Source organism: Stenotrophomonas muris, from assembly GCF_052751275.1.
This window is the reverse complement of sequence record NZ_CP199879.1, coordinates 4,467,715-4,480,343: the sequence shown is the minus strand read 5'-3', so window position 1 is coordinate 4,480,343 and position 12,629 is coordinate 4,467,715. Positions and strand designations below refer to the sequence as shown.

Here is a 12,629-nt window from a genome sequence, read left to right as displayed (position 1 = left end):
CGACACGGCGCTGTCGCCGCCGCATGTCATCATTTCCCCCTGGCTGGCGCCTGGCGCCGGCCCCCACCTTTCTAGATGCTGGAGACGTTTCCATGAAGATCCGTTACGCCCTCGCCCTCGCAGCGCTGCTGCCGATCCTGGCTGCCTGCAAGGCTGATGACGGCAGCACCAACACCACCGCGGCCCCGGCCGCACCGGCAGCCGCCCCGGCCACCGCCGAACCGGCCGCTGCGCTGGCCACGGGCAGCGAAGGCACCGCTCCGGCTGCCGCCGAAGGCGAAAAAGCCCCGGCCGAAGCCGGCCCCGCCGCGGCGCCGGCCCCGACCACTGCCGCGCTGACCGGCCCGGCCCCGGTGGAAGGCGCCGATTACCAGGTGATCCCGAACGGCCAGCCGTTCCAGCCGGCTGCCGGCAAGATCGAAGTGACCGAGATCTTCGGCTACGTCTGCCCGGCCTGCGCCGCATTCCAGCCGCTGGTCGGCCCGTGGAAGGCCGGCCTGCCCAGCGACGTGAACTTCGTCTACGTGCCGGCCATGTTCGGCGGCACCTGGGATGACTACGCCCGTGCCTTCTACGCGGCGCAGACCCTGGGCGTGCAGGAGAAGACCCACGAAGCGCTGTACGCCGCCATCCACTCGCAGAAGACCCTGAAGGGCGAGCGCGGCCGTGACTCGGTGGAAGACATCGCCAAGTTCTACGCCACCTATGGCGTGGATCCGAAGCAGTTCGCCGCCACCATGGGCAGCTTCGCGGTGAACGCCAAGACCAACTCGGCCAAGCAGTTCGCCCAGCGCAGCCAGATCAGCGGCACCCCGTCGATCATCGTCAACGGCAAGTACCTGGTGAAGGGCAAGAGCTTCCCGGACATGCTGCGCATCGCCGACCACCTGATCGCCCGCGAACGCGGTGCGGCCCAGGCTCACTGATCCAAGAGAAGCATTTCCCGGCCGTGAATTCCCCCCGTACACGGACCCTGCGCTTGCTGACGGCCAACATCCAGGCCGGCTCAAGTACCCGCCGCTACAGCGACTATGTGACCCGCAGCTGGTCTCATGCGCTGCCGGCGGGGCGCAAGCGCAGCAGCCTGGACGCGATCGCCACCCTGGCGCGCGACCATGACATCGTCGGCCTGCAGGAGGCCGATCCGGGCAGCCTGCGCTCGGGCTTCACCAACCAGACCCACTACCTGGCCCAGCGCGCCGGCTTCAACTACTGGAGCCACCAGCCGAACCGGCGCATGGGCGGCGTGGCATCCAGTGCCAATGGCCTGCTGAGCAAGCTGGAACCGGTGGAAGTGCAGGACCATGCCCTGCCCGGCCGCATCGGCGGGCGCGGCGTGCTGCTGGCCAAGTTCGGCGATGGTACCGATGGCCTGGCGGTGGCGGTGGCGCATCTGTCATTGGGCGCGGGCTCGCGGATGTCGCAGCTGGGCTTCATCGCCGAGCTGCTGTCCGACCACCCCAACGCGGTGCTGATGGGCGACTTCAACTGCCTGGCCGAACGCCCGGAAATGCAGGTGCTGTACCAGAAGACCCGGCTGCAGCCCCCGGGCTGCATCGTGCCGACCTTCCCCAGCTGGCGCCCCGACCGCGCCATCGACCACATCCTGGTCAGCAGTGGCCTGCAGACTCGTACCGTGGAAGCCGTACCAGCCGCGTTCTCCGATCACCTCGCCCTGGCGATGCAGATCGACGTCCCGGCCGACGCCCTGCGCTGACCCCAAAAAGGGGACGGAGGGGATTAAGTCGTTTATGCATAAACGACTTAATCCCCTCCGTCCCCTTTTTCAGGCGGCGGCCGGTACCTTCAATCGCCGCGCGGTCATCGTGCTGCCCACCGAGGCCAGCACCGTGCAGCCGATCGCCAGCCACTGCAGCCCATGCAGGTGCTCGTGCAGCAGCAGCATCGCCCACAGCGCGGCCACCGCCGGTTCCATGCTGATCAGGATGCCGAAGGTCTCCTTCGGAAGGCGCTTGAGCGCCATCATCTCCAGTGACATCGGGATCGCGCTGGACACCAGCGCCACCAGCAGCCCGGCGGCCAGGATCTTCGGGTCGAGCAGCGCGGCACCGGCATGCACCACGCCCACCGGCACCACCACCAGGGATGCCGCCAGCAGCCCCAGCGACACCGAATGCCCGGCGTGCAGGTGGCCGGCACGCTTGCCGAACACGATGTACAGGCCCCAGCACGCCGCAGCACCCATCGCATACAGCACGCCGGCCGGATCCAGCGCCGGGCCGCCGCCGATCGGCAGCAGCAACAGCAACCCCACCGCCGCACAGCCCACCCAGAGGAAATCGATCGGTCGTCGTGACGACAGCATCGCCACCGTCAGCGGCCCGGTGAACTCGATGGCCACCGCGATGCCGAAGGGAATCGTACGCAGGGCCATGTAGAACAGCAGGTTCATCAGGCCCAGGGTGAGCCCGTAGCGCAGGATGGTGATCGCATCCGCGCGGCTGGTCTTCCAGCGCCACGGCCGCCAGAACAGCAGCAACAACAGCGCCGAGAAGCCCACGCGCAGCGCGCTGGTGCCCTGCGCGCCGATCAGCGGGAACAGGTGTTTTGCATAGGAGGTGCCGATGGCCAGCGAGGTGACCGAGCCAAGCACCGCCAGCGCCGGCAACATCGGCGCGAGTCGTGGGGTCTGCATGGGCAAAGTCTATTGCGCCGGCGCCGAGCACTTGGCTCAATTGACGGCCCGTTCGTGCAACTTCTGCTCGCCATGGCCACCGCCCCCGTGCTCGACAGCTTCGACCGCGCCATCCTCGACCTGCTGCAGCGGGACAACACCCTGCCGCAACGCGAAATCGCCGAGGCCGTGCACCTGTCTGCGCCGGCCGTGCAGCGCCGCATCAAGCGCCTGCAGGACGGCGGCGTGATCGCCGCCAACGTGGCGGTGGTCGACGCGGCCCAGGTCGGGCGGCCACTGACCATCATCGTCGAGGTGCGCGTGGTCAGCGAGCAGCGCGACCGCGTGGCACCGTTCAAGCGCCGCGTGCAGGACGACCCGGCGGTGCAGCAGTGCTACGCGATCACCGGCGATGGCGATTTCCTGCTGCTGCTTTCGGCGGCGTCGATGGAAGAGTACGAGGCCATAACCGAGCGGTTGTTCGGCGGCGATGACAACATCGAACGCTTCAGAACGTCGGTGGCACTGGGGACGTTGAAGCGGAGTTTCGAAGTGCCGCTGCTGCCAGGCCTGTAGAGTCGAGCCATGCTCGACTGCCTCCTGATCGCAACGCAACAGCAGTCGAGCATGGCTCGACTCTACACTTTGAAACCATGAGTACACCGCACTCCCCCGCCCGTCGCCTGCGCCGCTGGTTGCTGCGCGGCCTGTGGCTGGCCATCGCCCTCATTGCCGCGATGGCGCTGTGGAACAGCCCATGGGCCGCTGCGCCGAAGCTGCTGTGGACACTCTCTCGTATGCCGCCGGCCACGCAACTGGCGGTGCCGGTGGACGGCGTGCGGCCACGCCAGATCGCCGACACCTTCGGCGCACCACGTGGCCGTGACCGCTCCCACGCCGGCATCGACATCTTCGCCAAGCGCGGCACCGCGGTGCGCAGCGTCACTGCCGGCGTCATCGCGGACGTCAGCGAGCGCGGCCTCGGTGGCCGCCAGGTCTGGGTGATCGGGCCCGGGCGCGAACGTTACTACTACGCCCATCTGGACGACTGGGCCGAGGGCCTGGCGCGCGGCCAGGTGGTCCAGGCCGGCGACCTGCTCGGGCATGTAGGCGACAGCGGCAATGCCAAGGGCACGCCGCCCCACCTGCACTGGGGCATCTACGGCGCCGATGGCGCGCGCGATCCGCTGCCGCTGCTGCGCTGAACCCCATGCGCTGCGTCGCGGCCCGCGTGAGTGCCTACCTCGCTCATGATTTGTAAATAGGAATAGTTCGTATTACCATTTCTTTCGTTTCCGGTGGTGCCAGGACGGCCTGCCCGCCCGTTTCCCACCCGTAGCGCCTCGCCTTCTGGATGCCGGCCGAGCGCGCGTGCTCGTCCAGGACCCCCATGACCCGTCCCGCCTTCCGTATCCCGCAGCCGCAGCGGCTGTCCGTTGCCGTACTCGTTGCACTCTGCGCCCTGGCCCCGGCCGCCTTCGCCGACACCGCCGCCGACCCGACCACGCTGGACAAGGTGATGGTCAAGGGCGAACGCGCCGAAGGCTATTCGGTGCGCCGCACCTCGGCCGGTACCCGCTTCGACCTGGCACCGCGCGAGATCCCGCAGTCGGTCAGCATCATCAGCCACCAGCGCATCGAAGATCAGAAGCTCGACGACATCATCGACGTGCTGGCCAACACCACCGGCGTGACCAGCACCCAGTCCGACAGCGAGCGCACCGAGTTCTACGCGCGTGGGTTCTACATCGACGCCTACCAGTTCGACGGCCTGCCGACGCAGATGGTGCAGAACTGGAGCTACGGTGACTCCGGCCTGGATCTGGCGCTGTACGACCGCGTGGAAGTGGTGCGCGGCGCCACCGGCCTGCTCAGCGGCGCCGGCAACCCGTCCGCTTCGGTGAACCTGATCCGCAAGCATGCCGACAGCGCCGAGCTGACCGGCAGCGTGTCGGTGAACGTCGGCAGCTGGGGCCGCACCCGCACCACGGTGGATGTGGGCAGCGCGCTCAACGCCAGCGGCAGCGTGCGCGGTCGCGTGATCGGCAGCTACCTGGATACCGACGGCCAGATGGACCGCTACAACCAGCGCAAGACGCTGGGCTACGCCGTCATTGATGCCGACCTGACCCCGGACACCCAGCTGAGCGTGGGCTACGACTACCAGCAGAAGCGCGCCAATGGTGCGACCTGGGGCGGCTTCCCGATGTGGTACGCCGATGGCAGCCCGACCAACTACCCGACCTCGTTCAATCCGTCGCCGGACTGGACCTACTGGGACACCACCAGCAAGCGCGCGTTTGCCACCCTGCAGCACGCCTTCAGCAACGGCTGGAAGTTCAGGATCGGCGCCACCCACGACCGCACCAACGCCGACGACAAGCTGTTCTATCCGTCCTACACCGCGTTCGACAAGGCCACCGGCACCGGCGTCACGCCGATGGCCGGCTTCTACAACACCGAGCGCAAGGTCGATGGCATCGATGGCTACATCGACGGCCCGTTCCAGCTGTTCGGCCGCGAGCACCAGTTCATGGCCGGCCTGAGCTACAACAAGCGCGAATTCGCCAACTACGGTGACTTCCAGATGGGTGGCCCCGGCACCGGCTGGAATCCCTTCAGCTCCTATCTCGACTGGACCGGCAACATCGCCCAGCCGAACTGGAACCCGCTGGCGCTGGCCAGCCAGGGCACCATCACCCAGAAGGCCGGCTATGCCGCCACCCGTCTGTCGCTGGCTGATCCGCTGAAGCTGATCCTCGGTGCGCGCTACACCAACTGGAAGAGCGAAGGCGAGAACGACGACCGCGAACACAAGGTGACCACCCCGTACGCCGGCCTGGTGTATGACATCAACGATACCTACTCCGCGTACGCCAGCTACACCGAGATCTTCCAGCCGCAGACCGCACGTGACCGCAACGACCGTTATCTCGACCCGGTCGACGGCAAGAGCTACGAGGTGGGCGTCAAGGGTGCCTGGTTCGACAACCGGCTGAACGCCTCGCTGGCGGTGTTCCGCATCGAGCAGGACAACGTCGCCCAGGTCACCAGCGAGCCGATCATCGGCCGTCCGGGTGAGTTCGCCTCGATCGCCGCACGCGGCACCGTCAGCCGTGGCTTCGAATTCGAAGTGAACGGCGAACTGGCACCGGGCTGGAACGCGACCTTCGGTGCTTCGCGCTATGTGGCCAAGGACATCAACGGTGCCGACATCAACACCAACCTGCCGCAGACCGCATTGAAGCTGTTCACCAGCTACACCCCGCAGTCGCTGCAGGCACTGACCGTCGGTGGCGGTGCCAACTGGCAGAACCGCATCTATTACGCCGCGCCGGTGGTGGGTCGCTTCGAGCAGGAAGGTTACGCACTGGTCAGCGCCTTCGTGCGTTACCGCATCTCGCCGGAGTTCAGCGTGCAGGCCAACCTCAACAACCTGCTGGACAAGAAGTACCTGTCGCAGATCAACGGCTACGGTGCCTACGGCGATGGCCGCAATGGCTCGCTGACGTTCACCTGGGCGTTCTGATCAGACGCGGGGTTCGCACGCCCCGCACCTGTAGAGCCGAGCCCATGCTCGGCTCAGAGAATCAGCCGAGCGCGGGCTCGGCCCCCGCAAGGCAGCGCCGGAACTGACCGGCGCTGCCACCGTCACATCAGAAGCGCAGGTCCGCGCGCAGGTACCAGTAACGGCCACGCGGGATGTCGTAGGTCGAAGCGTCGTAGCCGTTCAACGAGCACGACAGGCAGATCGGCGGATCCTTGTCGAACACGTTGTTCAGGCCGGCGGTCAGCTGCAACCCCTTCATCCAGTCGATCTTGTAGCCCACCTGCATGTCGTGGAAGGTGGTGGCCGACAGCGTGTTGGTGCCCGCAGCCTGGTTGCTGCACACCGGGAAGGCCGCCGCATCGCCGCAGTTCTCGGTCAGCTCGGAGATGTGGCGCACCGTCCAGTTGGCGCTCCAGCGATCCATCGTCCAGCCGAGGCTGGCATTGCTGGTCCACTCCGGGATCGAGCTGTCGGCCACTTCCACGCCCGGCTTCTGCGGCTGCTTCTGCCCGGCCGCGCCAGTGGCCTCGTAACGGCCGACGAAGGTGTTCTTCCACCCCAGCTTGAACTGGCCGATGGAGGTCTGCGGCAGCGTCCAGAACAGATCCACGTCCCAACCGTCGGTCTTGATCGAACCCAGGTTGGTCAGGCGGTTGTTGAAGCTGCTGACCGCACCGGTGCTGGCACGGGTGATGCCGTTGCAGTAGATCGGGTCCAGTGTATCCACGCACAGGTCCAGCTGGGTCTGCGCGTTGATGGCCTGGATCGCACCATCGATGGCATGGCGGTAGAAAGTGACTTCCACATCGAAGCGCTCCGACCACGAGGCGTTGTTGCCGAACCACGGGCTCCACACGAAGCCGGCGCTGAAGCTGCGCGAGCGTTCCGGGTCCAGCTCGCGGTTGCCGCCGGTGGTCACCGAGATCTGCGAGTTGGCCTGCTGGAAGCCGGCCGGGACGCCCAGTGCAGCACAGTTGGCCGCGCTGCCACGCGGCGGCGTGCCGCCCAGGCCCACCGAGCACGGATCGAACAGCTGCAGGTCGGCACGTGCGGCAGAGCCGTACAGCTCACCGATGGACGGTGCGCGGAAGCCCTCGGCGTACGTGGTGCGCAGCACGAAGTCATCGGTCACCTGCCAGCGCAGGCCGTACTTGGGCGTGAACTCGCCGCCGAAGGTGGAGTAGTCCGAATAGCGGCCGGCCAGGCTCAGGTCCAGCTTCTTGCCGAACGAGGAGTCGGCGAAGATCGGCACGCTCAACTCCAGGTAGGCCTCGTTGACGTCGTAGGAACCGGAGGTCGGTTGCGACGGCACGCCGTTGTAGTGGCCGATCACCGTCAGCGGATCGGGCTGGTAGGCGCCCTTGTACTTGCGGTACTCGAAGCCGGTGGCGAAGGACACCGGACCGGCCGGCAGCGAGAACAGCTCGCTGGACAGGTTGGCGGTGAACAGGCTCAGTTCGTTCTGGCTGCGGTCGCGCACCACCGGCTGGATCCACTTCAGCATGTCCGGGGTGATCGAACCGGCGCCACCGAAGATGTTCAACGGCACGCAGCCAGGCGTGGCCGCGCACACCGCGGGATCGCCCAGCGCCATGTTCACCTTGTAGATGTCATAGCTGCCGTAGTTGGTCTGCTCGGCCTTGTTCTTGCTGTACATGCCGTTGACGTCCCAGTACCAGCTGCGGTCGGCGGCATGGAAGTCACCGACCAGGCCGGTGGCGAAGTAGGTGGTGTCCACTTTCTGCTTGAACACGCGCGCACCGCCCTCCACCGGGCGACGACCGATCAGGCTCATGTTGTCGCCGGAGACGAGATCGAAGCCGAACGGGTTGTACGGGTTCAGGCGCGAGACCACGATGTTGTCGGCCAACGGATTGCCGGTGGCGCCATCGGGGCCGAAGAACAGCGGCTCGGGGCCGGCCTGGTTGGTCGACTCGCGGCGGTTGCCCAGCGCCTTGATGTACCACTGCACGTTGTCGGTGATGTCAAAGCGGAACTGGCCGAACAGGCCTTTGCGCTCCGACGGCGTAAGCACCATGTTGTATTCGGCGAAGTTGAAGCGGTCGGCGGTGGTGAAGCAGTGATAGTCATCCGTGCGGCTGCAGCCGGCACTGCCGTCGTACCGCGGATTGCTCACGCCGGTATTGGGCACGATGTTCTGCACCGCACCGGTGTTCGGGTCGGTGAACATGAAACGGCCCTGCGGAATACCACCGCTGCCGAACGCCAGGCCGGTACCGGGAATGGGGAAGCGCGACTGCTCGCGATCCTTGGCGAATACCGGGTCCTGCTTGGTCCAGCTGGCGCCCAGGAACAGGCTGAAGCGATCGCCACTCTTGCCCCAGGCCAGGTCCACGCCCTTCTGCGTGCCGTCGCCCTTGCTGTACTCGCCGTAGTTCAGCGTCACCTGCCCACCATCGAAATCGCGGCGGGTGATGATGTTGACCACGCCGGCGATGGCATCGGAGCCGTACAGCGACGAAGCACCGTCCTCCAGCACCTCGATGCGCTCGACGATGGCCAGCGGAATGGTGTTGAGGTCGGTGGCCGAGCCCACACCGGACGCCGACGATTCATTGACCCAGCGGATGCCGTCGACCAGCACCAGCACGCGCTTGGCACCCAGGTGGCGCAGATCGACCTGCGCCGAGCCGGCACCCACGCCACTGCCATCGGGCGGGAAACCGAAGTTGCCGGACGAGTTGAACTTGGCGTTGAGCGCAGAGCCGGAACCGGTGAGCTGCTGCAGCACTTCGCCGATCGAGGTCAGGCCGGTGCGTTCGATGTCGCCACGGGTCAGGGTCTGGATCGGGACCTGGCCCTCTACTTCAGCGCGCTTGATGCGGGTACCGGTGACTTCCACCGCGTCGAGGTTGGTGGTGGATTGTGCAGCGGCACCCAGGGGTGCCAAGGCCATCACGCACAGCGTGACGGCAACCGCCAACGGGCGGTGGTGCAGGTGCTTCATTCGCTCTCTCTCCAAAGGAATGTCGGGACATGGACTGCCGCGCTCCCCCCTGCATGGCGGCAGCGTCTCCTTTGTAAACAAGCGGTAAAAATCACGGCGTGATGATCGACACTCTTTCACGCGGAATTGACGCAATTGACAGCCATTTACGTCAGATGAGGACCGTTTAGAACCGGACGGTACTGTTCACCGCCCTCCACTTTGATGCCGGCTGCGTCAGCGCGCGCCGAGATCCGCCACAACTCATCAAGGGGACTTGTCGGTGCAGGCGCTAGTGACCGGGCGCGTCGACGCGCAGCCCATGCTGGCTCACGGCCAGCAGCACGCGTGCCATGTCTTCGTAGTCGGTGTCGTCGGCGGTCGCCAGGTGCACCCAGGGGCGATGCTGCTGCGGCATCTGCTGCGCCTGCACCAGGTGCCGCTGCAACGCGACAGCGTCGAGCGGCTGGACATTCCAGAACATCGCCCCCGCCGCGTCGATGCGCAGGTGGATCGGCTGGGGTGAGGACGCCGGCCAGGGTGGGCACGAGGTGCGCTGCTGGAGCGCCAGGAGGCCGGTCGCCTGCGCCATCGGCAGCGCGGTGATCACCAGCGCCAGCAACACCAGCAACACATCCACCAGCGGTGCCAGATTGGGGGCGGCCATCAGTGAGGCCGCGTGCTGTATCCCGTATCGCATGCCACGTTCCCTCGCAGGAAGAGCGGCCTGCCGATGGCAGGCCGCCCGTTGCCGGACTCACCGCACGAAACTCACCGCACGAAGGCAATGCGCTCCATGCCAGTGGCTTCGGCCGCAGCCAATATCCGCGCCATGCCTTCGTACTCGGCCGCCGGATCGGTGGCGATGCGCAGCTCCGGCAGGTTGCCGGCATGCTCGCCGGCCTGCGCCTGCAGGCGCCCCTGCAGATCGCCGGTCGCCATCGGCTGGCCATCCCAGCTCAGCTGGTTCGACGCATCCAGTCGCAGCTCGATCGGCGGCGGCGGTTCGGGGCGATCGATCGTGCGATCGGTGGCCTGTGGCAACTGCACGGGAATCGGCCGGGCCACGATCGGCGCGGTTACGATGAAGATGATCAACAGCACCAGCATCACATCCACCAGTGGCGTGACATTGATGTCCGCCAGCGGGCCGCTTCTTCCTGCGCTACTGAACGCCATGTGCCGCTCCCTGCAGCCGGGCCGTTCGCCCAAGGCCGACGTTACGACGCCTGCGCCCGCCTGCGGCAGGGGCCTGTGCGGAGTCATTCAGCTATCGTTGCCCACGCATTGCGTGCACGCAATGCGAAACTGAATTCAGCCACTGCCCGCTATGCTGCATGCCATGACCCGACGCTCTTCGACCGCCCTGTCCCTGCTGCCCTTGGCCACCACGCTGCTGATCGGCTGCGCCAATGCCCAGTCCCTCGATGCCCAGAACGCGCAGTTGAAAGCCGCGATCGCGGCCGCCGAACGCGGCCAGTTCGATCCTGGCCAGGCCGCTGCGCTCAGCCGCCATCCGGCGTATGGCTGGCTGGAGTACGCCAACCTGCGCCGCAACATCGACACCGTCGATACCGCGCAGGCACAGGCCTTCCTCAAGCGCTATGAGGGCCAGGCCGTGGCCAGCACGTTCCGCAGCGTGTGGCTGCCCTCGCTCGCCCGCCGCCAGGACTGGCCGACCCTGCTGGCCAACTGGGCGCCCACCGACAACGCCGGCCTGCGCTGTGCGCAGCTGACCGCGCGCCAGGTGACCGGCAAGGTCGATCCGCAGTGGATCAGCGAAGCACAGGAGCTGTGGCGCAAGAACGGCAAGCCGCTGCCGGACAGCTGCGATGCGGTGTTCACCGTGCTGCAGGCACAAGGCGGCCTGAGCGACGCCCTGCGCTGGGAACGGATCGATGCTGCCGCCGACGCGCAGCAGCCCGCCGTGATGCGCAGCGCGGCCCGCGGCCTGCCTGCCACTGACCTGGCACTGGCCAACACTTACGCCGCCTTCGTCGACAAGCCCAACGCCAGCGCCCTGAACTGGCCCCGCAACGAGCGCAGCCGGCGCATCGCCACCGATGGCCTGGCCAAGCTGGCCAAGGCCGACCCGGCCGCCACCGAACAGCAGCTGCCGCAGTACGCGCAGGCACTGGGGCTGAGTGCCGCCCAGCAGGGCCAGGTGCTGTACCAGATCGCGCTGTGGACGGTGGCGTCCTACCTGCCCGATTCGGCACGCCGCCTCAACGCGGTGCCGGAGTCGGCCTATGACGAACGCCTGCACGAGTGGCGCGTGCGCGAAGCGATGTCCCGCGGCGACTGGACCGCGGCGCTGACCGCCATCCGCAAGATGGGCAGCAAGCAGCGCAGCGACCCGCGCTGGCGCTACTTCGAAGGCCGCATGCTGGAGAAGACCGGCCAGGCCCAGCAGGCGCAGCCGCTGTTCCGCGAGGCCGCGCGTGCATCGACCTTCCACGGCTTCCTCGCCGCCGACAAGCTGCAGCAGGGCTACACGCTGTGCCCGTGGCAGCCCAACGACAGCGCGCAGGCTCAGGCGGTGATCGCGCGCGACCCGGCCATCCAGCGCGCAATGGCGTTGTACCAGATCGATCGCGCTGGCTGGGCCGTGTCCGAATGGAACAGTGCACTGTCGCGCTTCGATGACACCCAGCGTCGCTTCGCCGTGCGCGTGGCGCAGGACAACGGCTGGTTCGACCGCGCCGTGTTCGCGCTCGGCAAGCAGCCGCAGGAGCAGCGCCTGTACGACCTGCGCTTCCCGCTGCACCACGACGCCACCATCCGCCGCGAATCGGCACGCAACGCAATCGACCCGGCCTGGGTGGCGGCGGAGATCCGCGCCGAGAGCACCTTCACCCCGCGTGCGCGCTCGCCTGCCAACGCCATGGGCCTGATGCAGGTGCTGCCAGCCACCGGTGCCGGCGTGGCCAAGTCGATCGGCCTGACCGGCTACGGCGGCGCCGACAGCCTGTACGACCCGGACACCAACATCGCCATCGGCACCGCCTACCTGCGCCAGTTGATGAACAAGTACGACGGCCTGCCCTACGTGACCATCGCCGCGTACAACGCCGGCCCGACCCCGACCGCACGCTGGCAGAGCCAGCGCCCGGGCTTTGATCCGGACCTGTGGATCGAGACCATCAGCTACAAGGAAACCCGCGAGTACGTGGCCCGCGTGCTGGCCTTCAGCGTGATCTACGACTGGCGCCTCAATGGTGATGCGCTGCCGCTGAGCGATCGCCTGATGGGCCGCCTGGTGGACAAGCGCAAGCGCTTCAGCTGCGCCGCCAACGCCGACCAGGGCGGCGATTGATCGCAACACAGTACTGCCGGCCGCTGGCCGGCATTCCCCGGCATCCACTCGCTGGGGAGGGAAACGATGAGCCTGCTGGCCTGGATCGGGCTGGACGCTGTATCGGTAGTGCCGGCCGCTGGCCGGCAGCTTCGGGGTGACTGCGGTTGCCGGCCAGCGGCCGGCACTACCGGTGCGTCTG

The 12,629-nt window shown here is 67.2% G+C and carries 10 protein-coding genes; 6 read left to right on the top strand and 4 right to left on the bottom strand.

Going from position 1 to position 12,629, the window contains the following annotated elements; translation table 11 throughout:
* The first annotated feature begins 92 nt into the window (after nt 1–92).
* Entirely contained in the window at nt 93–926 is an 834-nt protein-coding gene (locus ACUVWL_RS20745) for a thiol:disulfide interchange protein DsbA/DsbL (RefSeq protein WP_445978718.1), read from the top strand.
* A 53-nt stretch (nt 927–979) separates the two neighbouring features.
* Complete coding sequence (locus tag ACUVWL_RS20740) at nt 980–1,717, top strand: endonuclease/exonuclease/phosphatase family protein (protein WP_021202520.1); 738 nt, start codon at nt 980–982, stop codon at nt 1,715–1,717.
* A 69-nt stretch (nt 1,718–1,786) separates the two neighbouring features.
* Here the strand turns inward: ACUVWL_RS20740 and ACUVWL_RS20735 are convergent, their stop codons facing one another.
* Nucleotides 1,787–2,656 carry an EamA family transporter gene (locus ACUVWL_RS20735; protein ID WP_069117881.1) on the bottom strand — a complete coding sequence of 290 codons (870 nt, stop codon included), beginning with the start codon at nt 2,654–2,656 and terminating at the stop codon, nt 1,787–1,789.
* Between the two features lie 72 nt (nt 2,657–2,728).
* Between ACUVWL_RS20735 and ACUVWL_RS20730 the strand changes: the two genes are divergently transcribed.
* From ACUVWL_RS20730 to fhuE, 3 genes are all read left to right on the top strand, one after another.
* A complete protein-coding gene (locus ACUVWL_RS20730) occupies nt 2,729–3,211 on the top strand; it encodes an Lrp/AsnC family transcriptional regulator (RefSeq protein WP_445978717.1) in 483 nt (160 codons plus the stop codon).
* 77 nt (nt 3,212–3,288) lie between these two features.
* The gene (locus ACUVWL_RS20725) at nt 3,289–3,840 is read left to right on the top strand and encodes a M23 family metallopeptidase (protein WP_445978716.1); all 552 of its coding nucleotides are present in this window, start codon (nt 3,289–3,291) and stop codon (nt 3,838–3,840) included.
* Between the two features lie 185 nt (nt 3,841–4,025).
* A complete protein-coding gene (fhuE, locus tag ACUVWL_RS20720) occupies nt 4,026–6,164 on the top strand; it encodes a ferric-rhodotorulic acid/ferric-coprogen receptor FhuE (RefSeq protein WP_445978715.1) in 2,139 nt (712 codons plus the stop codon).
* Nucleotides 6,165–6,291: 127 nt separating this feature from the next.
* On the opposite strand, the gene ACUVWL_RS20715 is transcribed toward fhuE, so the two are convergent.
* The 3 genes from ACUVWL_RS20715 to ACUVWL_RS20705 form a co-directional block, all read right to left on the bottom strand.
* On the bottom strand, nt 6,292–9,153 hold the full coding sequence (locus ACUVWL_RS20715) for a TonB-dependent receptor plug domain-containing protein (protein WP_032957323.1): 2,862 nt from the start codon (nt 9,151–9,153) through the stop codon (nt 6,292–6,294).
* A gap of 271 nt (nt 9,154–9,424) precedes the next feature.
* Nucleotides 9,425–9,799, bottom strand: a complete 375-nt coding sequence (locus ACUVWL_RS20710) for a biopolymer transporter ExbD (RefSeq protein WP_445978714.1) — start codon at nt 9,797–9,799, stop codon at nt 9,425–9,427.
* Nucleotides 9,800–9,903: 104 nt separating this feature from the next.
* Nucleotides 9,904–10,311 (bottom strand): ExbD/TolR family protein, encoded by a 408-nt coding sequence (locus ACUVWL_RS20705; RefSeq protein WP_445978713.1) that lies wholly within the window; start codon nt 10,309–10,311, stop codon nt 9,904–9,906.
* Nucleotides 10,312–10,462: 151 nt separating this feature from the next.
* On the opposite strand from ACUVWL_RS20705, the gene ACUVWL_RS20700 reads away from it, so the two are divergent.
* On the top strand, nt 10,463–12,448 hold the full coding sequence (locus ACUVWL_RS20700) for a transglycosylase SLT domain-containing protein (protein ID WP_445978712.1): 1,986 nt from the start codon (nt 10,463–10,465) through the stop codon (nt 12,446–12,448).
* Nucleotides 12,449–12,629 lie beyond the last annotated feature (181 nt).